General features: G+C 63.0%; 17 protein-coding genes and 2 riboswitches. Of the genes, 9 read left to right on the forward strand and 8 right to left on the reverse strand.

What is annotated here, in order from left to right; translation table 11 throughout:
• Positions 1–109: 109 nt before the first annotated feature.
• From FLM52_13075 to thiC, 5 genes are all read left to right on the forward strand, one after another.
• Positions 110–1,297, forward strand: a complete 1,188-nt coding sequence (locus FLM52_13075) for a sugar dehydrogenase (protein NVN56708.1) — start codon at positions 110–112, stop codon at positions 1,295–1,297.
• A 510-nt stretch (positions 1,298–1,807) separates the two neighbouring features.
• A complete protein-coding gene (locus tag FLM52_13080) occupies positions 1,808–2,548 on the forward strand; it encodes a glycosyltransferase (GenBank protein NVN56709.1) in 741 nt (246 codons plus the stop codon).
• Positions 2,541–3,266, forward strand: a complete 726-nt coding sequence (locus FLM52_13085; protein ID NVN56710.1) for a glycosyltransferase — start codon at positions 2,541–2,543, stop codon at positions 3,264–3,266. Before FLM52_13080 ends, FLM52_13085 begins: the two co-directional genes overlap by 8 nt.
• Before the next feature lie 218 nt (positions 3,267–3,484).
• A riboswitch (TPP riboswitch) is annotated at positions 3,485–3,611 on the forward strand.
• 146 nt (positions 3,612–3,757) lie between these two features.
• Positions 3,758–4,417, forward strand: coding sequence for a thiaminase II (tenA, locus tag FLM52_13090; protein ID NVN56711.1), 660 nt, complete (start codon positions 3,758–3,760; stop codon positions 4,415–4,417).
• 160 nt (positions 4,418–4,577) lie between these two features.
• Positions 4,578–4,718, forward strand: a riboswitch (TPP riboswitch).
• Positions 4,719–4,844: 126 nt separating this feature from the next.
• A complete protein-coding gene (gene thiC / locus FLM52_13095) occupies positions 4,845–6,854 on the forward strand; it encodes a phosphomethylpyrimidine synthase ThiC (GenBank protein ID NVN56712.1) in 2,010 nt (669 codons plus the stop codon).
• Positions 6,855–6,983: 129 nt separating this feature from the next.
• Here the strand turns inward: thiC and FLM52_13100 are convergent, their stop codons facing one another.
• From FLM52_13100 to FLM52_13115, 4 genes are all read right to left on the reverse strand, one after another.
• On the reverse strand, positions 6,984–7,262 hold the full coding sequence (locus FLM52_13100) for a peptidylprolyl isomerase (protein NVN56713.1): 279 nt from the start codon (positions 7,260–7,262) through the stop codon (positions 6,984–6,986).
• 200 nt (positions 7,263–7,462) lie between these two features.
• Positions 7,463–7,831, reverse strand: coding sequence for a phasin family protein (locus tag FLM52_13105; GenBank protein ID NVN56714.1), 369 nt, complete (start codon positions 7,829–7,831; stop codon positions 7,463–7,465).
• Between the two features lie 467 nt (positions 7,832–8,298).
• Positions 8,299–9,618 (reverse strand): NERD domain-containing protein, encoded by a 1,320-nt coding sequence (locus FLM52_13110; protein NVN56715.1) that lies wholly within the window; start codon positions 9,616–9,618, stop codon positions 8,299–8,301.
• Between the two features lie 129 nt (positions 9,619–9,747).
• Positions 9,748–10,950, reverse strand: coding sequence for a GNAT family N-acetyltransferase (locus FLM52_13115; GenBank protein ID NVN56716.1), 1,203 nt, complete (start codon positions 10,948–10,950; stop codon positions 9,748–9,750).
• A gap of 376 nt (positions 10,951–11,326) precedes the next feature.
• Between FLM52_13115 and FLM52_13120 the strand changes: the two genes are divergently transcribed.
• Together FLM52_13120 and pncB are read left to right on the forward strand one after the other, a co-directional pair.
• Positions 11,327–11,569 carry a DUF4190 domain-containing protein gene (locus FLM52_13120; GenBank protein NVN56717.1) on the forward strand — a complete coding sequence of 81 codons (243 nt, stop codon included), beginning with the start codon at positions 11,327–11,329 and terminating at the stop codon, positions 11,567–11,569.
• A gap of 159 nt (positions 11,570–11,728) precedes the next feature.
• Positions 11,729–12,901 carry a nicotinate phosphoribosyltransferase gene (pncB, locus tag FLM52_13125; GenBank protein NVN56718.1) on the forward strand — a complete coding sequence of 391 codons (1,173 nt, stop codon included), beginning with the start codon at positions 11,729–11,731 and terminating at the stop codon, positions 12,899–12,901.
• A gap of 165 nt (positions 12,902–13,066) precedes the next feature.
• On the opposite strand, the gene FLM52_13130 is transcribed toward pncB, so the two are convergent.
• From FLM52_13130 to gap, 4 genes are all read right to left on the reverse strand, one after another.
• Complete coding sequence (locus tag FLM52_13130; protein ID NVN56719.1) at positions 13,067–13,861, reverse strand: dienelactone hydrolase family protein; 795 nt, start codon at positions 13,859–13,861, stop codon at positions 13,067–13,069.
• A 167-nt stretch (positions 13,862–14,028) separates the two neighbouring features.
• Positions 14,029–16,434, reverse strand: a complete 2,406-nt coding sequence (locus tag FLM52_13135) for a diguanylate cyclase (protein NVN56720.1) — start codon at positions 16,432–16,434, stop codon at positions 14,029–14,031.
• 338 nt (positions 16,435–16,772) lie between these two features.
• Positions 16,773–17,165: a hypothetical protein gene (locus FLM52_13140; GenBank protein ID NVN56721.1), complete on the reverse strand. Its 393-nt coding sequence runs from the start codon at positions 17,163–17,165 to the stop codon at positions 16,773–16,775.
• Between the two features lie 696 nt (positions 17,166–17,861).
• Entirely contained in the window at positions 17,862–18,866 is a 1,005-nt protein-coding gene (gene gap, locus FLM52_13145) for a type I glyceraldehyde-3-phosphate dehydrogenase (GenBank protein ID NVN56722.1), read from the reverse strand.
• Between the two features lie 365 nt (positions 18,867–19,231).
• Between gap and FLM52_13150 the strand changes: the two genes are divergently transcribed.
• On the forward strand, positions 19,232–21,082 hold the full coding sequence (locus FLM52_13150) for a phosphogluconate dehydratase (protein NVN56723.1): 1,851 nt from the start codon (positions 19,232–19,234) through the stop codon (positions 21,080–21,082).
• Between the two features lie 55 nt (positions 21,083–21,137).
• Positions 21,138–22,163, forward strand: coding sequence for a glucokinase (gene glk / locus FLM52_13155; protein ID NVN56724.1), 1,026 nt, complete (start codon positions 21,138–21,140; stop codon positions 22,161–22,163).
• Positions 22,164–22,191: the final 28 nt, after the last annotated feature.

The raw sequence follows: 22,191 nt of genomic DNA on the forward strand, positions 1-22,191 counted from the left end.
GGCAGTATCGACACGCCTGCCGGCAAGTCTGGTGACAGGCTTGGCGACAAGGTTGGCAACACGTGTGGCGACACGCCTGGTCACAGGTGCCGCGGCGGCCTGTCTCGCCTTGTCTCTACCAGCCCAAGCCAAGACAGATGCCGCTTCCTCACTGTCGCTGGTGAGCGCTCAGCAAGTGCCCAGTGATGCCCCTGCGCTCAAGCTGCCTGAGGGCGCCACGCTCGAGCGGCTGGCCTCACTCGACAGTCCACGCATGCTGCATCTCACTGACGCTGGCGAGCTGCTGATCGGCTCGCGGGCCGAGCGTGTCTATCGCGCTCAGCTGACGCCGGACGGCAACCTCTCTGCCGTGAAGACGCTGGTCGAACTGTCGGGCTACCCTCACTCGCTGGTGGTACGCGGCGACAAGCTCTATGTCGCGACCACTGCAGCCTTGCTGATCGCCGACTATTCACACGGCGAATCTCTCACCCGCGATGACTTTCGTGAGCTGATCGCCCTGCCCGGCGGCGGTGGCCACAACTCGCGCACCCTGAGTCTCGGGCCTGATGGCGGCCTCTATCTGGCGCTGGGCATCCAGGGCAATTGCTCGAATCAATATCTCGCAGGCAGCGAGCAGGGCTACTCCTTCAGTGAACGCCGAGGCGGCGTGCTGCGCCTTGAGGAATCCGGCGATGCCCCGCACTGGCAACCCTGGGCCAGCGGGCTGCGCAACCCGGTGGGCCTCGCCTGGCAGCTGGGCATGGAAGATGAGCCGCGCCTGCTGGCCACCAACAACGGCCCCGACCACTGGGGCTATGAGCAACCTCGCGAGCTGGTGGTCGCAGCCCGCGAAGGCAGCTTCCATGGCATGCCCTGGTATCAGTGGGTCGATGGCCGCTGGCATACGGATGACTGCATCACGAGCGATTCACCGCGCGAGCGTGACGAGATTGCGCCGCCACTGGCCGAGGTTCCCGCTCGCAGTGCGCCAATGGGAATCGCGATGGTACCGCCAGATCATCCATTGGCCGCAGGCATGGATGTCGTGGTGGCCGTTCACGGCAGCTGGGGCACGGCGCCCTCCGGCAACGCGGCGGGTGACCCGGCCAGCCGTCGTGAGCCTCGCCTGCTGGGCCTCAAGCTGGCGACGCCAGACACTGAAGCACGTCTGGTGCCAGTGCTGACCGGCCTGCAGGACAGCAGCAGCGGTCAGCGCTGGATTCGCCCGCTCGATGTCCTGTTCGGCCCTGATGGCAGCCTGTACTTCACCTCGGATAGCGGCGCGGCTGGCCTCTATCGCCTCACCTTCGATTGATGGCCTCACCTTCAGCAGAACGGGCTTTTGAAGCGAGGCCCTGGCCCTTAGTCACGCGCTCTCTCCAAGCCCTCTCTTCAGGCTCTCTTTCCAGGAGATGCTTGGCAGAGAGCCTATGAACAAGACCTGTGAATAGGGCCTATGGACAGGGCCTGTAAATAGGGCCTGTAAATAGGACCGATGAATGAAGTGCTTGCCTGCTGCAGACTCTAGAACCTGGTCGTTCATGCCCCGCCTTCGAATTACAGAAATGTAGTCCCGTGCCCCCGCATGCACCCAATGGCCTTCTGGTCATCATGTGGCCACTGAGCGACACTGGCCCGACGCCAAGCGTTTAATGAACGATGACGCGTTGAGGGAGCGTCTCTCGCTCGTGCATCTAGCCTACGAACTCCTGCGTATGATCCAACGAATACGCCATCGTCGGAGCCTGCCGCCATGAATCAGCAGCCACCCTCAGCAGCACGGACGCCTGCCAGCCGTGACTCCTTGCCGAGCACATGCACGCATCTGACGCGCGCTCCCTGGCTGAGCATCGTGATGCCGGTGCATGACGAGGCAGCCGGCATCGTGCAAACCCTGATCGCCCTGAATCGCCTGCGCGCGGGAGGGGACTGTGAAGTGATCGTGGTGGATGGTGGTTCGACGGATGGCACCCCCTCACTGGCCCGTCCGCTGTGTGATGCCGTGCTGAGCAGTGAGCCGGGCCGAGCACGCCAGATGAACGCCGGAGCCGCGCGCGCGCGCGGGGAATGGCTGCTGTTTCTGCATGCCGATACCGACTTGCCCGACAATGCGCTGGCATTGCTGAAAGAGGCCGTCACGACGCATCGCCGCAGCGACTGGGGCCGCTTCGATGTCAGCATCAAGGGCGAGTCGCCGTGGTTACCGGTGATCGCCATCATGATGAATCTGCGCTCGCGGCTGACCAGCATCAGCACGGGCGACCAGACCCAGTTCGTGCAGCGCTCTACCTTCGAGGCCATCGGCGGCTTTGCCGACATGCCATTGATGGAAGATATCTGGTTGAGTGCCCAGCTCAAGCATCTGACACCGCCAATGAACCTGACAGCGCGCGTTACCACCAGCGGTCGACGCTGGGACACCCAGGGCGTCTGGCGCACCATCGTCAAGATGTGGGGACTGCGACTGGCGGCCTGGTGTGGGGTCTCTCCCACACGTCTGGCACGCCTCTACGGCTATCGCGCCGCGGCGCAGGCCTGTGAGCAGCGCGGCATGCCCCATGCGTGATGCGACGTTGCCTACCTTGCCCACAACTGATGCCGCGTCAGAGGTGCCCCCGACTCTCATCATCTTCGGTCGCCTGCCCATCGCCGGCCACTGCAAGACACGTCTGATCCCCGCACTCGGCCCAGAGGGCGCAGCTCGACTCTATGAGCGGATGCTGAGCCATATCGTTGACCAGGCCTGCGCCGCGCATCTCGGCAAGGTCGTGGTGATGCTGACGCCCGCTGCCGAGCCGTCGAGTCAGGCCCCTGAACAGGCGGCTCTGCAGGTGGCGCTGGAAGCCCGGCTGCGAAGTACTGTCGATGCTTCTGCCAACCTCACCTTCGAAGCACAGCCGCAGGGGGATCTCGGTGAGCGAATGTCCCGGGCCATGGCCCGACATCTGCCCGAAGGGCCGGTGCTGCTGATGGGCTCCGACCTGCCGGCGCTGGACAGCCAGCGTCTGCGCGAGGCAGCCCATAGACTGCGCACTCACGACGCGGTGCTGCAGCCCACCGACGATGGTGGCTATGGCTTGATCGGCCTCAAGGCACCCTGCCCGCAGGCCTTCCTGCTGCCCCGCTGGAGTCATGCCCATGTCTGCCGGGACACCCTGACGCTGTTGGCACGGGCGGGGAGAACGACCGCTTGCCTACCGATCAGTTGGGATGTCGATGAGCCACGTGACCTTGCGCGACTGTCGCGCCACCTGCCGGCGCTCATGGCCGACATTACCGCTTGAGGCTTTCATGAACCCGCCCACGGCTTTCTACAAACCCGCTCGAGGCTCATCACAAGCCCGCTTGAGGCTCATTACAAGCCCGCTTGAGGCTCTTTATAAGCCCGCCTGAGGCTCTTCACACCTTCGGCATGCCTCCCAAAGTCGTATGCATTTTTGCTCACACTGCCCTTCTTCTGCGCCGCAGGGCTGTTACACTCGCTGCATCGTGACTCATATGTCACAGCTTGACGGGGTGCCGGTAAGACCGGCTGAGATGTCATGCGCAGGCAACGTCCTTGCGTGAATGACGATCCCGCCGAACCTGATCCGGCTAGTACCGGCGTAGGGATCAAGCGCGAAGCGATGCCACTCGATATCGTCACCACTTTCTCACGGTGACTGTCGGCACCTCCCCCGCTTTTCCCCTGCTCCTGTTCCGGTACTGGCCACACTTGCGCCAGAGACCTGTCGTCCCATCACGGGTCGTCAGCACGCTCACCGAGGGATGTGTCATGCCCAGTTTCAACGACCTGACCAGTGCCTGCGCCGAGGAATGGCGTGACTATCTCGAGCACGACTTCGTTCGCCAGCTGGGCGAAGGTCGTCTGCCGGAGGAGTCCTTTCGCCACTACCTGCAGCAGGACTACCTGTTCCTGATCCACTTCGCGCGTGCCTGGGCACTGGCCGCCTACAAGAGCCGCACCCTCGCGGAGCTGCGTCAGGCCACGGCCAGTCTCGACACCATCCTCAATACCGAGCTCGATCTGCATATCGGCTACTGCCGCGAGTGGGGCATCAGCGAGGATGACCTGAGCGAGCTGCCGGAATCGCGCGCCACCCTGGCCTATACCCGTTACGTGCTCGATTGCGGCCAGCGCGGCGACCTGCTCGATCTGCACGTGGCGCTCGCGCCCTGCCTGATCGGCTACGGCGAGATCGCCGAGTGGCTGCTCGATCAGGACACCACCGAGATCGAGAACAACCCGTACGCGGACTGGATCGCGATGTACTCAAGCGATGACTTCAAGGAAGCCGTCGAAGCCGAGCGTGAATGGCTGGATGCGCGGCTCTCGGAAGTCTCGGAGCGCCGACTGGGTGAACTGGTCGATGTCTTCCGGGACGCCACGCGACTCGAGATCGACTTCTGGCAGATGGGTCTCGATCGCGCCTGAGTCATGACGGACTGACATCCCGGCGCTCGCCATGAGTCGCTCGGGATGACGCCATCCTCCATGGATGGCATGGCTGACAGGCCAACAGAGCCTGGATGCGAGAACGCTCCCCGCGGCAAGCCTGACGCTTCGGACAACACCCTCTCGCATTGAAATCTGCACACGCTTGACGGGGTGCCGGTGGAACCGGCTGAGATCCTGCATGCATGCTTCGCCGCCCTGACGCGCGAGCTTGCCAGCAAGGGGTCCCGTGGAACCTGAACCGGTTAGGACCGGCGTAGGAATCAAGCTGATGGCCAGCCGCTGCGCGCGGCCGCCTCGCTCCCGGGCCACCTGTTGGCAAGGAGTCGGCGACGACCATCCTCTCCCTGCGCACGGTCTTCCCATGATGACGTCAGCCGTGACGTCGCCCTTTGAGGAGACCTGCATGAGCACTGCCCCGACAACCCAAGACCCGCAAGCCACCAACGCCGCCGAGTCACCGCTCGCCTCGCAGCCTGAGTCTGCCCCCAAGGCACGCGCGCGCGCCGGTCGCAAGGATGGCAGCCGCCACCTCGCCAGCGAAGCACAGGTCGACGCCGCCGCCATCGCACCGCTGAGCGGCTCGCGCAAGATCTATATCGAAGGCTCCCGTCCGGACATCCGCGTGCCCATGCGCGAGATCGTCTGCTCGCCGACCCAGACCTCCAGCGGTCTGGAAGAGAACCCGCCGATCGTCGTCTACGATACCTCCGGCCCCTACACCGACCCGGCGGTCGAGATCGACATTCGCCGAGGTCTGGCGCCGCTGCGTGAACAGTGGATCGAGGAGCGCGGCGATACCGAACAACTCAATCAGCTGAGCAGTGAATACGGCCGCGTGCGTCAGGCCGACCTGCGCCTGGCGTCACTGCGCTTCGAGCTCAACCATCGCCCACGCCGCGCTCTACCGGGCAAGAATGTCACCCAACTGCACTATGCGCGCCAGGGCATCATCACGCCGGAGATGGAGTACATCGCGATTCGCGAGAACCAGCGTCGCATCGCGCTGCGTGAGGAATATCGGGGCAGTGACTCCGTGGAAAGCATCCTGGGCCATCAGCATCCGGGCCACAGCTTCGGCGCCAACCTGCCCGACGAGATCACCGCCGAATTCGTGCGTGAGGAAGTCGCACGCGGTCGCGCCATCATCCCCGCCAACATCAATCACCCGGAAAGCGAGCCGATGATCATCGGTCGTAACTTCCTGGTAAAGGTCAACGGCAATCTGGGCAACTCGGCGGTCACCTCCTCCATCGAGGAAGAGGTCGACAAGATGACCTGGGCGATCCGTTGGGGCTCCGACACCGTGATGGATCTCTCGACCGGCGCCAATATCCACGAGACCCGTGAATGGATTCTGCGCAACTCTCCCGTGCCCATCGGCACGGTGCCGATCTATCAGGCGCTGGAGAAGGTTGATGGCGTGGCCGAGAACCTCGACTGGGAAATCTTCCGCGATACGCTGATCGAACAGGCCGAGCAAGGCGTCGACTACTTCACCATCCATGCCGGCGTCCTGCTGCGCTACGTGCCGCTGACCGCCAATCGCGTGACCGGCATCGTCTCGCGCGGTGGCTCGATCATGGCCAAATGGTGTCTGGCGCATCATGAGGAAAGCTTCCTCTATCGCCACTTCGAGGACATCTGCGAGATCTGCAAGGCCTACGACATCAGCCTGTCACTGGGCGATGGCCTGCGCCCGGGCTCGGTGGCCGATGCCAATGACGCCGCCCAGTTCGGCGAGCTCGAGACCCTCGGCGAGCTGACCAGGATCGCCTGGCAGCACGATGTCCAGGTCATGATCGAAGGCCCGGGTCACGTGCCGATGCACCTGATCAAGGAGAACATGGACAAGCAGCTCAGCGAATGTGACGAGGCGCCCTTCTACACCCTCGGCCCGCTGACCACCGACATCGCCCCGGGCTACGACCACATCACCTCCGGCATCGGCGCCGCGATGATCGGCTGGTTCGGCTGCGCCATGCTCTGCTACGTGACCCCCAAGGAGCACCTGGGCCTGCCCAACAAGGACGACGTCAAGACCGGCATCATCACCTACAAGATCGCCGCACATGCCGCCGATCTGGCCAAGGGCCATCCGGGCGCGCAACGTCGCGACAATGCGCTCTCCAAGGCGCGCTTCGAGTTCCGCTGGGAAGACCAGTTCAATCTGGGCCTGGACCCGGACACCGCACGCAGCTTCCACGACGAGACGCTGCCCAAGGACTCGGCCAAGGTCGCCCACTTCTGCTCCATGTGCGGGCCGAAGTTCTGCTCGATGAAGATCACCCAGGAAGTGCGCGATTACGCCAATGAGCATGGCCTGACCGGCGATGCCGACAGCGTGATGGCCGGCATGCAGGAGCAGGCCGACAAGTTCAAGCGTGAAGGCAGCCAGCTCTATCAGGAGGTCTAGCCAAGCGCCTGACGCACAGGAAAGCTGACTTTCCAAGCGACACAAAAAACGCCCCAACCAGTGATGGTCGGGGCGTTTTCGTCACATCCTGCCAGAGGCTCATGACATCTCATGAGCGTGACAGAAGGCTCACGTGCGGCTGGTGACTTCCAGCAGGTGATAACCGAACTGGGTCTTCACCGGGCCCTGCACGGTGTTGATGGGGGCGCTGAACACGACTTCGTCGAATTCCTTGACCATCATGCCCGGACCGAAGGCACCCAGGTCGCCGCCACTGCGGCCGGACGGGCAAGAGGAGTGCTCGCGAGCGGCATCAGCGAAATCGCGGCCGTTCTCGATTTCGGTCTTGAGAGCTGCACACTGTTCTTCGCTGGAAACGAGAATATGACGCGCTGTGGCCTGTGCCATGTCTATCACCTGTCACTGATCGAATAAATGCCGCCGGCAATCACCGGCGGCGTGGCAGGTCATTGTGGCCCAAGGCAGCGCTCGCCGCTAGCGTCGCGCGCCTCCCCACCTGCTCAGCGATACTCCAGACACGCGAACGCCCATCCGGAAGACCGGATGGGCGTTGAGGACGCTCGCCTGAGAGCGTCGGCAGCAATCGCTTACTTGGCGACTTTCTGCATGGCCTCGGAGGCGGACTTGGCGTTGCTTTCTGCCAGTTCCTGACCTTTCTTGGCGTATTCCTGGTTCAGCTCGACCACTTTCTGGGTGTCGTTCTGCAGCTTCTCGCCCAGAGTCTTGACGGTTTCCTGCTGCTCCTTGACGAAGTTCTTCAGACCTTCGCTGTCCTTGATCTCGAGCATGGAACGCGCCTGGGTCAGGGAAGCATCAGCATAGGACTTGGTCAGTTCCATCTGTGCGCCGATCAGCTTCTCGCTGTAATCGATGCTCAGGGCGCTGAACGCACGCAGCGGAGACAGGAACATATCGTCGAACTGCTGAGCGGACTTCTCGAAGTTGGCATTGAACATGTAGGCACCTCCAGGGTATTGGCATCACACTGAAATGAACCGGAGCGTTGCTCCGTTCGGTTATCAGGACTGAACCGGGCTGGTGCACCGTAGTGACCGAGCCATCATTATCAAGCCGTCACTATCAAGCCGTCGCGGTCAGATAGTGCTATCGACCAGGTTCCATCCTCGCTGCAACGCAGCATAAGACAGTCTTTGTTGCACTGCAACATCAAAAACATCGCAACGACTGGTCTGTACGCCCTGATTGATGCAGTTGGCTGATTACACTGGAGAAAAACAATCAGAAGCCGAAAAGAAAATTGACGCCTTGGGGCCCCGTCATGCCACACACCACGCCCCTGGAGCACCAGACTGGGCCAAAGTGCTGGGCCATAGGGCTGGGAGGATAGAGAACTAGGACAGAGGGCTGAGACAGAAGCCCGAAGCTGAAAGGCTGAACTTGAGGAGAGCGCCGTGCTTATCCCTCACTGGCATGAGGCGTCGCGACAGCGTTTGCAGAGCAGGCGCCCGCCCAGCACGCGCGCCTGCTCTGTCTGGCGACAGAAGTCGACACTCTCGCTGGAGAGCCAACGCCGACAGCCCTGGCAGCGCGGCAAGCCATCCTCATCCTGTGACTGGGCGGAAGACGCGCCCTGCTGATTGCCGGGCACAGTCCCCGGCTGCTCGCCTGCCGTCTGCGGGCTAGCGGGATCTGCTTGGCTGTCCTGGTGCCGGGCCTGCCCCTGAGCCTGGTCCAGCGCCGGGTGCCCGGGCTGCCAATGCGCGGCCTGCAGCCCTCGCCCCCCAAAACCGCACTGCCGTTTCAGGGCAGCTGTAGATGTCACGCCACGCTGGACCGCCAGCGTCGTGTCATCCGGCGCTCCCTCCTTGTCCTCAGACTCTACCGCCATGGCAGCGCTTCCACCTGAGGTCCGCGCCAGCTCTTCAGGCGATGGCGGCGGTTGCCATAGATAGGCCAGCGGGGACAGCGGAGTGGCAGCGTCGTCCTCCGTCGCGCGCACGTCAGCGGCCAGGCCCAGCTTTGCCACCCAATCCGTATTGGGGGCCACATGCCGGGTCGCGATGGCGCGCCCCAGCTGGCGCAGGCGGCGCTGATCAAGGCGGTGGGTAAAACTGCGCAGCCGTGTCACGTAAGCGGTCTTGCCACTCACCTGCAGGCACTGACGCTTGAGGCGCGCGAAGGACAGCAGCGCACGACTGTCCACGATATCTTCCGGCGGTCGGCTGACCTGAGCCGCATCGGCCACCAGGATGCGATAGCGCAATTGCGGCTGCAGCGTCATCCCCAGCCGCACAGGCAGCAACGAGGAGGCCTCCAGCCATTGCATGATGGCGCGGCTACGCTCAGGGATCGTCTGCAAGGGACACGGTGTCACGGCATGCGCCATGGCACCATCTCCGCCAGTGGGTGTCTCGCTCCCCCGCGCGACTCGTCCGCCATGGGCCAACAGCTCACCGAAGGGGGTGATCGAGAGCGTCAGATCAAAACAGGAGGCATCCAGCACCCAGACCTGCATGAGGCTGTTGATCAGCAGGTGATCGATCTCGATCACGCCCTCTGCCTGCGTCAGGCGCACATCATGCAGCACGACCCAATCATCCCGCGTCCCCAACAAGGCATCCAGCTGGCTTGCCAGTGCACGGCGACGCGCCTGACGGGCACGTATCGCACGCAGGGCCTCCAGCACCTTGTGGCGCTCAGGTGCGGCAAGCGCAGCATCCTGCGCCAGCACCTCGAGCACCAGCAGATCGTATTCCCGTGAATCGCAGTCCTTGATCAGCATGGGCGCCTCTGGATTAGAGCATTCATATATAACTCAGTGTAGCGCTCCATTCGCAATCTTTCTTGCCTCTGACTCCGCGGGAGAATCCGCCAGCGGATAGCGGATGACAGTCACGAGGCCTGAAGGTCATCACTCCTGCGCTGGCTGGGGCGCGGCCTCCCGGTAAGGCAGCATTGCCGTCACCTGCTGTCGCGCCTTGCTGATCCAGCGTGCCTCCTCCTCGACCGCCTCTGCCACCGCCTCCTGAAGCCCGGGATGCATCAGCCAATGCAGCGACCCGGTGGCATACGCCGCGAAACCGCGGCTGATCTTGTGCTCACCCTGAGTACCGGGGTCGAAGCGCTTGAGCCCTCGCTGCAGACAGAATTCGAGCCCCTGGTAATAGCAGACCTCGAAGTGCAGACAGTCGGCATGCACTTCGCTGCCCCACCAACGACCATACAGGCAATCACTGCCGATCAGACACAAGGCTGCCGCTACCGGCACGCCCTGCTCATCGCGCGCCTGCACCAGCAGCAACCGCTCGGGCATGTGGCGCCTGAGCTGCTGGAAGAAATCGAGCGGCAGATAGGGCCGCTGGCCTCGCTCGAGATAGGTCATGCAGTAGCAGCGGTAGAAGGCCGCGATGTCATCAGGGCCAATCTGCGCTCCCTCGAGCCTGGCCAGCGTGAAGCCCTGCTCGGCGACCTTGCGCCGCTCGCGACGGATCTCCTTGCGCCGTTTGGAGCGCAGACTCTCGAGCCAGGTGGCGAAGTCAGGCTCGCCGCGTGACTGCCAGTGATATTGCATCCCGGGACGCGAAATCAGCTCCGGAATCGCCGCCTGCCAGTCTTGCCGCTCCTGTGCCGAGGCAAACAGCAGATGAAACCCGCTGTGCTCATAACGACGCAGCGCGCTACCCGGCTCAGCCGCGGGTGCGATACCCGCCTTGAGGTGCGGCCACAACCAGGCAAGCAAGGCACGCCGGGCAGCGGGCGACGTCAACTGCGGCGAGGTGACAAGACGCGGCCCGTCACTGGGGGTGAACGGCACGGCAGTCAACTGCTTGGGGTAATAGCGACCACCGGCCTGCTCCAGGGCCTCCGCCCATTGCTGGTCGAACACATATTCGCCACGCGAGTGCAGTTTGAGATAGCGCAGCAGCCCTGCCAGCAAGCGGCCGTCGGCGTCTCGCACTACCAGATGGGCAGGATGCCAACCACTGGCGGCGCTGGCCGCACCGCAGCTCTCCAGCGCGCTCAGATAGGCATGTTGCAGGAAGGGATAGTCATCGCCTGCCAGCGCATTCCACTCACTGACGGTGAGGGCGTCGAGGGAATTCAGCACCTCCAGGCGCCAACCCTGCTTCTCTGCGGCATCTGCGGCGCTCGCAACCTGCTGCTGGCCTGTCGCAGCCCCTGCCGCGTGAGCCGCCGCCCCTGTCGCCGCCTCATCCTCTACCTGCCATTGCCCTGTCACCGTACTCTCCTCATGGTCTTGCCATGCCCACCGCTGATGCAGACATGCCGCATATCCCAGGACATGCTAGTGTGTCGTCATGATGCAGGACAACGAGACCCACATGACAGAGACTCCCACGCCGCCCGACGACACGTCCACGAGCGGCTCGCAGACCCCGGGGCGCACTCAAGAGTCCTCGCAAGGGCCCTCTCAAGGCCCGTATGCGCCGACCCCGCCCGCGCAGGACACCCATGCCAGCACGAATCTCATGGCAGTGGCCGCCTTCGCCCTGAGCGTGCTCGGCTGCCTGCTCGCGCCTGCGGCACTCGGCGGCGTCGTGTGTGGCCACATTGCGCGCAGCCAGATCCGCCGCAGTGGCGAAGCCGGTGACAGCTGGGCCCTGGCCGGGCTGATTCTCGGTTATCTGCTGATCGCCCTGTCGCTGGCCGGCCTGCTGATGTTCGGCGGCATGATGCTGACCATGTTCGGCATCATGGCCTTCAGCACCTGACCAGCGCCTGGGCTCTCCGGCTTGAACGTGCAGCGCGCCTGCACGGATAATGCGTCGACATTGCTTCCCCGTGCCAGCGGGGCATGCCTGCCTCTCGCAGCGCCTGCCCTGCCAGCGATTCCGGTTCCCCCGAGCCGCCTTGATACTGAGCGAGCCTCGATGTTGTACTCGATTCTCGATAATGATTTCTACAAGTTCACCATGCAGAACGCCGTGGTGAAACTGTTTCCGTATGCGCGCGCTCGCTACGCCTTCATCAACCGTGGCGAGCATTCGTTCCCGCCGGGGTTCGGCGAGGCCTTGCGCATCGCGGTAGACAACATGGCCGAACTGGCATTGAGCGTGGAAGAGAAATCCTTCCTCGAGCTTCACTGCCCCTTCCTGGACCCGACCTACCGCGACTTCCTGGCGGGCTTCCGCTTCGATCCCTCCGAAATCACCATCACCCAGACCGGTGATGAGCTGGAGGTGCATATCGAAGGCTACTGGTATCGCACCATCCTGTGGGAAGTCCCGCTGATGGCGATGATCAGCGAGCTCTGGTATCAGCTGGGCGGAGATCAACGCGACAGCGATCAGGCCCTGCGCGACAGCACCCTGGCCAAGATCGAGCACTACAAGCGTCTCGGCATCCGCGTGGCGGAATTCGGTACTCGTCGTCGGCACTCCTACGATGTGCACGACAAGGTGGTCGCGGGCCTCAAGGATCACGGCCGCGGCTGCTTCATCGGCACCAGCAACGTGCACATGGCGCAGCGCCATGGCATCAAGCCGATCGGCACGCACGCCCATGAGTGGTTCATGTTTCATGCCGCGCGCTTCGGCTTCAAGATGGCCAACATCCTGGCGTTGGAGAACTGGGTCAAGGTCTATCGCGGCGACCTGGGGATCGCCCTGTCTGACACCTTCACCAGCCAGGCCTTCTTCAAGAGCTTCGACAAGAAATTCGCCAAGCTGTTTGACGGCGTGCGCCACGACAGTGGTGACCCCATCGACTTCGCCGAGACCACCATCCGTCACTATGAGTCGCTGGGGATCGACCCCAAGACCAAGACCATCGTGTTCTCCGATGGCCTGGACACCGACAAGGTCGATCGCATCGTGCGCTACTGCGCCGGACGTATCGGCATGTCGTTCGGCATCGGCACCAACTTCACCAATGATGTCGGCCCGCAACCGATGAACATGGTGATCAAGATGACCGAAGCCCGCCCCGAGGGTCAGGAATGGGTGCCGGTGATCAAGCTGTCGGATGTCTCGAGCAAACACACCGGTGACCCCGACATGATTCGTCTGGCGCACCAGGTGCTGTCGCTCAAGGAGCTGGATTGAGCCGCGCGCTCAGCGAGAGCTGAGCGCCTTGCCATGGCCTCCTGCCAGAGGCCTTGAAACAGGCTCATGAACCAGCTTCTGGAAAAGCCCCATGAAAAAGCCCGCCCGGAAACTTCCCGGGCGGGCTTTTGCATGTCGATCCCCTTCAGCACCGGTGACGGCGGCTCAGGTCTTGACTGACTTCTTCGGTGTCTTGAAGACCTCATTGAAGAGGTTGAGCATGACCTGCCAGGAAGCCGAATCTGCGGCTGCATCATAGCCCAGCGGCAGATCGTACCTGGCCGCCTTGGCATCCGACTCCGGATTGGTGAAGGCGTGCCTGGCGCCCGGATACTGGATCAACGTGGTGCGCGTCTCGAGTGACTGGAAGGTCGCGACCAGCTTGTCGAGATCCTCCTGCGGCACCAGCGTATCGGCCGCGCCATTCTGGATCACGACCCGGCCGGCAAACGGCTCGGGCTCCGTCACGGCAATCGACGGGCTGCCATGGAAGCTGACGACCGCCTTGAGCGGCGCTCCGGTCAGCGCCATGTTGAGCACCACGGCACCGCCGAAGCAGTAGCCGATTGCCGCCATGCGCTCGCCATCGACTTCCGGGCGTGAGCGCAGCACCGCCAGCGCCGAATTGAAGCTGGATTCGGCCTTTGGCCAGTCACTCATCACCGCAGAGGAAAAAGCACCGGCCTCCTTGGGGTGCTCGGCCGTGCGCCCACCACCATACATGTCGACGGCCATGACCACGTAGCCCAATCCTGCCAGCTGTTCGGCGCGCTTGCGGGCGTAGCTGTTCAAGCCCCACCACTCATGTACCAACAGGATACCGGGACGGCGCCCCTGCGCCTTGGCATCGCGTGCGATCAGGCCGACGTGCTCCTCACCATTGGCCCGATAGGTCACCGTCTCCGTCACCACCTGCGGCCCCTCGAGACGATTGACCAGCGGTGCATCCTCGGCGGCCATGGCCTGTCCGGCAGAAAATACCGACTGTGCAAACAACAGGGTGCCAGCGCACCAGCCACGTAACATTCGCATCGTCTACTCCTTGTATGACGTGATCCACTTGCATGACGCGATCCACAACCCGAGACACCGGCTGCCGGTGTGCCCGATTGATCACCGGTGTTGGCTCAATTGTCCTCGCTCAAGGACTGCGATGCCAGCACCACCCGATCGCGACCGCTGCGCTTGGCACTGTAGAGCGCCATATCGGCACGGTGCAGGTAGCCGTCCCGAGTCTCCCCCGACTGGGGTGTCGCCACCCCCATGCTGATGGTGCAGTGCAATGTGAGTGACTTGAAGCGAACTTCCAACGCCGCGATCTGCTGTCGCAGTCGCTCGGCCATTCCGACACCGGTGGCCGTGCCGGCATCGGTGAGCAGGACGGCAAATTCCTCGCCGCCCAGACGCGCAAAGCAGTCGTCGCGCCGCAGCTGGGCACGACACGCCTCGCCAAGACTGATCAGTACCTGATCGCCCGCCGCATGACCGTGAGTGTCATTGACGCGCTTGAAGTGGTCGATATCAAACAAGATCAACGCCACCTGCTCCCGCGATGACGAACTCAGCAGGGTATCGAGCGTGTCGAGGAAGCTGGCGCGGGTCATGGCGCCCGTCATGGCGTCCGTCATCGCTTCATGCTCACGCCGCTGTTCGATCAGCTTGCGCTCATGAATGTTGCGCGACACCGACAGCACGCGCTGATAACGCCCGGTGGCGGGGTCCATCGAGGGCGTCGAGATCGACTCGAACCACAGGGTATGCCCGGCCTTGTGTTGAATTCTGAAGTCAATGCGAAATACCTCGCCGAGACAGGCGGCACGATGGACTTCATGGGCGATGCGCTGCATGTCGTCAGGGTGGATGAGCTGCTTGATCTCATGACCGATGACCTCCTGCGGCCGGTAGCCACAGAGCTTTTCCACCGAGGGGCTGATGTACTGACAGATGCCGTGGGAGTCCTCGATGCTGACCAGATCGCTGACGGAGTTGAGGATGAATCGGTAGCGCTCCTCGCTCTGGCGCAGCTCATCCTCGATACGGTATCGAGCGGTGGCATCGTCACAATAGCCATTCCAGATCACGCCGCCCCCGGGGGAGTCGATCATCTGCGGCAAGCCGACACAGGCCAGTCTGCGCTCCTGACCATCCGGATGCTGATAGCGTATCTCCGCCTCCCAGGGCGATTGCTGCTGGGCACTGGTCTGCAGAGACGCAAGCAAAGACTCGCGCTCGCGATCCTCGATGCGCGCCAGCAGCAGCATGGGGTCGTCGATGACGGCCTGTGGATCGAGCCCCAGCACTTGCGAGGCGACCGGCGAGAGGTAGGTATAGCGCAGCTCGCCCTCCTGACTCAGGCGACACTGGAAGAGGACACCGCGCATCTGCTGGACAAGGTTATCCAATTGGCGCCGATGCGCTTCGCGCTGAGTGACATCACTGAGCTTGCCGAGCACGGCAGTGACCTTCCCTTCAGGGGAGTAACTCAGCTGCATGTCATCTTGGAGGTAGCGCTTGCGCCCATCCACATGCACGAAGGCGTAACACAGGCTCAAACGGCTATGGCGCTCCCGCACGGCCTCGCCGAAGCGCTGCTGACAGATGGCCAGCTCATCCGGCACCAACCGGGCCCGCCAGAGACCCGGGCTTGCCATCAGCAGGTCATGTGAAAGCCCGGTGAGTGCCTCGCTGCCTGCCGACAGATACTCCAATTCCTCTGGCGGCCATTCACCAGCGGTCGCGTAGTGCGCGCCGGGTGTCTCATCCACCCGCCGCGCCAGACGCTGCTGTTGATCGACCACATGCTCGAGACGTTGATGTACCTGAGTGATGTCACGCGCCATCACGGCCACCTGACGCCCCTCGTCGGCGAGCGAGCGCCCCAGACTGACCATCTGGACGGACAATCTGGATTCCCCCCGCGGCAGCGACAGGCTGATATCGCATTGCCAGGGCTCGGCTCTCTCCAGGCTACGCAGGACATGAGGGAGGTAGAGGTGCTCAAGCGAGAGGCGGGAATGTGCACAGGCCGCGCCGTGATAGAGATGCCAGGCCGGGTTGGCATGACTGATCACCAGGCTTTCATCCTTGAGCAGCAGGATCGCCATCGGGTCACGACTGCGCACCATCATCAGACGATAGGCACGTGCCAGCTGCCGCTCCTGCTCATTGGCCTTGTCACGCTGCGTGATATCCGTCACTCGTCCACACAGCGGATGCCCCACGCCGGAACTCCACAGACATTCCTCGAGCAACAACAGCTTCCCGCTGCGGTCGCGCATGCGATACGTCGTGCGCTCGACCTGCCCCATCGAGGCGCGAAAGTCACTCAACCGCTGCCGGTCGGCGGTGATCACCAGCGAAAGCCAGAGCTCCGGCTGCTTGAGAAAATCCCGCACCGTATATCCCAGCAGGCGTTCCGTCGCTGCATTCATGGCAATCAGGCGCTGACCATCAGCACTGAGCGTGAACAACACATCTGCCACGACAGCATAATGATGCTGCAGCAAACGACTATCCGCGAATGATTCAAGCAACGTGAACCCCCTTCTCTGTCATGCGGTTAGCTCAAGAATGCCCTATCCATGACGCTGGCAGCCAGCAGCCCTCCCACTCCCAATGCCTGATTGCGCGAAGATCCAGGCAGATGACGGCATATGAACGATTGCGACCTTTCCTTCTTGCGTCTGACTATCTCCCTTATCGGCAGCGGACGCGCAATGCTGTGGTCAAGTATCACGCAAGCGGCGCCGAAGGGAAAACCTCATGGATGCAAAAAGCCCGAAGCATAAGCTTCGGGCTTTTTTGAGAGCTGGCCTTGAGCAGAGCTGGCCTTGAGAAGAGCTGGCCTTGAGAAGAGCTGGCCTGGAAAGATCTAGCCTTGCGCGGAACGCGGCATGGCATCGCCGATGAGCGCGGAGGTCGGGGCATCAGGTGCGCGGCTACGGCCGTCGTTGCTCTCGCCAGCCGGCTGGGCAGTCGCGCGCGGGGCATTGCGCTTTTGGCGCCGCGACTGCCGGCTGTCCTTGTCCTGCTGGGCGGAAGGCGCCTTGTCCGGCAGGCGCGCCCGCAGATGATCGAGCAACACGCGAAAATCATCCGGCTCCATGCCGATGCGCTCCGCTGCGGCACTTTCCTGCCATAGCACATAGATCGCCGGCTGCTCACGCCCCAGGTCCATACCCACGACCTTGCCCTCACGCTGGGTACGCGGGTCACGCAAGGTAGCACCGATCAATTCATGAGCTTCGCGGATGGCATCGTGCATCTGAGACAGCCTGCTGTGGAAGTCGAGATAACTGCCGGAGAGTATGCGGCAGTGTGGCAATACCTTCCCTGAATTGCGCACAACAATGGATCACTCGCAGGCCATAGGGCCGCCTGCATGATTTGACGTTGTCATGACCTGGCTCACCAATGGATGCAAGGCCAACAGGTGCGAAGTGTAACACACCGCCACAGTTTCGCTAATTTCACTCGACCGTGCATTACGATGACGACATGTTGCCCACCTTTCTCGACGTATCAGTGCACGTTTCACACCACCTGAACCAATCCTGTCGCGATCGTGCTAAAAAAAGTTGCCATAAGACCACGCCACTGACGCAAGGCAACGACACCTTGCGCTCTGAAACACCTCCCGCACTTTCATGGTGCGCAAAAAAAAACCTCTCCCATTGGGAGAGGTTCAAGAATGGATGACGCGATGTCATTCCGAGCAGCATCGAAGCCGGTCTTGGCGCCAACCCTGACCGACCACCGATTCAAAGGGGACGAATGGCATTGCCTTGTCCGTGGAGCCTGAGCGCGACGCGAGAATCCTCGGGCCACTCGTCCTCACCTGTTGGGAGCCTGCCCTGCTATCTTGCCGACAGACTGGCAGTCCCCCGAATTCTGGCTGCCCCGTGCGGCCTTGTCGTTTGATCGTTGATGGATCAAGGGCCGCGCGGGGCTCATCAAGCGGTTACTTGGCGGCTTGCATCGCCAGCGCAGTGTCGAGCATACGGTTGGAGAAGCCCCACTCGTTGTCGTACCACGCCATGACCTTGACCAGGCGATCTTCGCTGACGCGGGTGTGGTTGCTGTCGAAGGTGGAAGAGTGTGCATCGTGGTTGAAGTCGATGGACACCAGCGGCAGCTCGTTGACGGCCAGCACGCTGGAACCTTCGGCGGCCTTGGCCACGATGGCGTTGATCTCTTCGATGGAGGTATCACGCGACGCGGTGAAGGTCAGATCGACCAGCGACACGTTGATTACCGGCACGCGGATCGCCAGACCATCCAGCTTGCCGTTCAGTTCCGGCAGCACCAGACCCACTGCCGCAGCGGCACCGGTCTTGGTCGGAATCATGGAATGGGTCGCGCTGCGGGCACGGTACGGGTCGGAGTGGTAGACATCCGACAGGTTCTGATCGTTGGTGTAGGCGTGAATGGTGGTCATCAGGCCATTCTCGATGCCGACTTCATCATTCAGCGCCTTGGCGACCGGCGCCAGGCAGTTGGTGGTGCAGGACGCGTTGGAGACGACCTGATGCTCGGCCTTCAGCACATCTTCGTTGACACCGAACACGACGGTCGCATCGGCATCGCCGCTTGGCGCGGAAATCAACACACGCTTGGCGCCGGCTTCGATGTGCTTGGCAGCGGCAGCACGCTTGGTGAACAGACCGGTGCATTCCATCACCAGGTCGATGTCCAAGCTGGACCACGGCAGCTGGGCCGGGTCACGCTCGGCCAGGATGCGGATCTTGTCGTCACCGACGAACAGATTCTCCTCGTCGTGCGAGACGGTTTCGGCGAAACGGCCGTGGACGGTATCGCGGCTCAGCAGGTGAGCGTTGAGCTTCGGATCACCCAGATCGTTGATGGCGACGACCTGGATACGATCGTTGTACTGACCTTCATACAGCGCACGCAGCACGTTGCGACCGATGCGACCAAAACCATTGATGGCGACGCGTAATGTCATGACTCAACTCCTGTGGCGTATGGCGGGTGCAGGACCAGACCTGATCGAAGAACGCCAGCTTGCAATACGTTCCATGAAATTATCCTACACGCTTTTCCCATAATTTGGCCGAAAGTCGTCCAGTCTTCAAGCAGTTTTTTTGTTAAATTTACCGAATATTCCGAACAAAACCGTTTCTCGAGCGCCATGACGCGCTACTGTAGGCTACCCCGGCAACCAAACGACGCGACACGGGTGATGCGAGAGGCTTTACACCGCCATCACCACTAGCTAGCGTCGCCGGGCAGCAGCACGCCCACACAGCGGGAAACGCTTTCTTTCGCCAGCCTCGGCGCCCTGCGCCGCCTGATACATGAGGTAAGAGCATGTCAGTCAACCAGACCGTAGAGCACGTGACCCAGCGCATCATCGACCGCTCCCGCGAACGCCGCGCCGCCTATGAGCAGTTGATGGAAAGCCAGCAGCGCCGCGGCGTGCACCGCTCCGAGCTCTCCTGTGGCAACCTGGCGCACGGCTTTGCCGCCTGTGGCGAGACCGACAAGAATCGTCTCAAGCTGATGAACTCGGCCAACCTGGGCATTATTTCGTCATATAACGACATGTTGTCCGCCCACCAGCCCTTCGAGGACTATCCGCGCATCATCAAGGAAGCCGTCCAGGCGATGGGCTCCACCGCCCAGTTCGCCGGCGGCGTGCCCGCGATGTGCGATGGCGTGACCCAGGGCCAGCCGGGCATGGAGCTGTCGCTGTTCTCGCGTGACCTGATCGCCATGGCCGCTGCTGTCGGCCTGTCGCACAACATGTTCGATGGCGCCCTGTTCCTCGGTGTGTGCGACAAGATCGTCCCGGGCCTGTTCATCGCCGCCGCACGCTTCGGCCACCTGCCGACGCTGTTCGTGCCGGCCGGCCCGATGCCCTCCGGCCTGCCCAACAACGAGAAGGCGCGTGTCCGCCAGCTGTTCGCCGAAGGCAAGGTCGGTCGCGATGCACTGCTGGAAGCCGAGTCCGCGTCCTACCACAGCCCGGGCACCTGCACCTTCTATGGCACCGCCAACTCCAACCAGCTGATGGTCGAGCTGATGGGCCTGCACCTGCCGGGCGCGTCCTTCGTCAATCCGGGCACGCCGCTGCGCGAAGCCCTGACGCGTCACGCCGCCGAGCAGACCATCCGCAACAGCGAAGTCGGCGGCGACTACCGTCCCTTCTATCGCCAGATCGATGCCCGCGCCATCGTCAATGCCATGGTCGGCCTGCTGGCCTCCGGCGGCTCCACCAACCACACCCTGCACCTGGTCGCGATGGCCGGCGCAGCGGGCGTGACCATCACCTGGGATGACTTCACCGAGCTTTCCGCGGTGGTGCCGAGCCTGACGCGCATCTACCCCAACGGCCAGGCCGACATCAATCACTTCCAGGCGGCCGGCGGCATGAGCTTCCTGATCCGTGAATTGCTCAAGGCGGGTCTACTCCACGACATCCCCACCCAGGACGGCGGCACCCTGGCCGGCTATGTCCGCGAGCCCTTCCTCGAGAACGGCAAGCTGGTCTGGAAGGACGGCCCCACCGACAGCCTCGACGAAGATGTGCTGCGTCCGGTGGCCAACCCCTTCGCCCCGACAGGCGGCCTGACCGTGCTGGACGGCAACCTTGGCCGCGGCGTGATCAAGGTCTCTGCCGTCAAGGAAGCGCATCGTCTCGTCGAGGCACCGGTGAAGCTGTTCAGCGATCAGGATGAGCTCAAGGCCGCCTTCGAAGCCGGCGAGCTGGAGCAGGACATGGTCGCCGTGGTGCGCTACCAGGGCCCGCGCGCCAACGGCATGCCGGAACTGCACAAGCTGACGCCCTACCTCGGCATCCTGCAGGACCGCGGTTTCAAGGTCGCGCTGGTGACGGATGGCCGCATGTCTGGCGCCTCGGGCAAGGTCCCGGCCGCCATTCACATGACGCCAGAAGCGCTCGATGGCGGCCCGCTGGCACGCCTGCGCGAAGGCGACGTGGTCCGTCTGGACGCCAATGCCGGCACCCTCACGGCGCTGGTCGATGAAGCCGAATGGGCCGAGCGCGAGGCCGCGACCATCACTCGCGACAGCTACCATCACGGCCTGGGCCGCGAGCTGTTCTCCGGCATGCGTTCACTGGTCGGCGGTGCCGAGGAAGGCGCTTCCAGCTTTGCAGGCTACGGCGACCTGCCGGGCAGCGGCCACGACCTGGTGTGATGGGCACACCCTGTCACTCTCCTGAGGCACTGACGCAAAGGAAGGATGCCGGACGATGACCCGCGACACCTCCCATCGCCTTGCTCTGGTAGGCGATATCGGTGGCACCAATGCCCGGCTGGCACTTGTCCAGCCGGGCAGCCACACCCTGCAGCACATCCAGACGCTCGCCTGCGCCGAGCATGCCGGACTCGAGGAGGCCATCCAGGCCTACTATCGGATGCTGGGCCTGTCAGAGGCCGAGCAACCCGTCGAGGCCTGTCTGGCCTTCGCCTGCCCCGTGCATGATGAACGCGTCAGCATGACCAACAATCACTGGACGTTTCTCAAGCGCGAGGTGCGCGACTCACTGGGGCTCGAGCGCTTCAAGTGCCTCAATGACTTCACCGCCATGGCGCTGGGCGTGCCCCATATCGAGGCCAGCGAACGCCTGGCCATCGGTGAGGAGCTCACCGAAGGTAGTGGCGATGCGGCCTCGCCACGCCTGGTGATCGGCCCCGGCACCGGGCTGGGTGTCGCGGGGCTGGTACGCGGCACGCACAACTGGATTCCGCTCGCGACCGAAGGGGGACATGCAAGCTTCGCCCCCACCGACGAGATCGAGGATGGCCTGCTCGGCATCTTCCGCCGTCGCCATGGTCGCGTCTCGGTGGAGCGCCTGTTGTGTGGCCAGGGCATGCTCGAGATCTATCAGGCCCTGGGCGAGCTTCGCGGCATGGCGACGCCTCTCGACAGTGCCGCCAGCGTCAGCCAGGCCGCCCATGCGGCGGCAGTGCAAGATGAAGCCTCCATCAGGAGCGAGGCACTGGCACTCGAGGCGGTGATGCGCTTCATGAAGATTCTTGGTGCGGTGGCCGGCGATGCAGCCCTGACACTGGGGGCACGCGGCGGTGTCTATCTGTGCGGTGGCGTGCTGCCGCGCAATTTGGATCTGCTGATGCGCAGCGATTTCCGCCACGCCTTCACCGACAAGAATCGTCTGAGCCGTTACAATGCCGCGATACCCACCTGGGTGGTGACCGCGCCGTGGACCGGCCTGCTGGGCGCCGCCGAGGCTCTGCACAATGAAGAGGTGACATGATGCATTGTCACCTCCTGAACCATCGAGG

It is taken from the genome of bacterium Scap17 (genome assembly GCA_013376735.1).
Lineage (GTDB): Bacteria > Pseudomonadota > Gammaproteobacteria > Pseudomonadales > Halomonadaceae > Cobetia.

Coding starts and splice junctions, on each gene's coding strand:
- FLM52_13110 (NVN56715.1), bottom strand. CDS start 9,618: ATGCTGATCAAGGACTGCGATTCACGGGAATACGATCTGCTGGTGCTC.
- glk (NVN56724.1), top strand. CDS start 21,138: ATGACCCGCGACACCTCCCATCGCCTTGCTCTGGTAGGCGATATCGGT.
- FLM52_13130 (NVN56719.1), bottom strand. CDS start 13,861: ATGGCCGCCGAGGATGCACCGCTGGTCAATCGTCTCGAGGGGCCGCAG.
- FLM52_13140 (NVN56721.1), bottom strand. CDS start 17,165: ATGCACGATGCCATCCGCGAAGCTCATGAATTGATCGGTGCTACCTTG.
- tenA (NVN56711.1), top strand. CDS start 3,758: ATGCCCAGTTTCAACGACCTGACCAGTGCCTGCGCCGAGGAATGGCGT.
- thiC (NVN56712.1), top strand. CDS start 4,845: ATGAGCACTGCCCCGACAACCCAAGACCCGCAAGCCACCAACGCCGCC.
- pncB (NVN56718.1), top strand. CDS start 11,729: ATGTTGTACTCGATTCTCGATAATGATTTCTACAAGTTCACCATGCAG.
- FLM52_13085 (NVN56710.1), top strand. CDS start 2,541: ATGCGTGATGCGACGTTGCCTACCTTGCCCACAACTGATGCCGCGTCA.
- gap (NVN56722.1), bottom strand. CDS start 18,866: ATGACATTACGCGTCGCCATCAATGGTTTTGGTCGCATCGGTCGCAAC.
- FLM52_13150 (NVN56723.1), top strand. CDS start 19,232: ATGTCAGTCAACCAGACCGTAGAGCACGTGACCCAGCGCATCATCGAC.
- FLM52_13120 (NVN56717.1), top strand. CDS start 11,327: ATGGCAGTGGCCGCCTTCGCCCTGAGCGTGCTCGGCTGCCTGCTCGCG.
- FLM52_13105 (NVN56714.1), bottom strand. CDS start 7,831: ATGTTCAATGCCAACTTCGAGAAGTCCGCTCAGCAGTTCGACGATATG.
- FLM52_13100 (NVN56713.1), bottom strand. CDS start 7,262: ATGGCACAGGCCACAGCGCGTCATATTCTCGTTTCCAGCGAAGAACAG.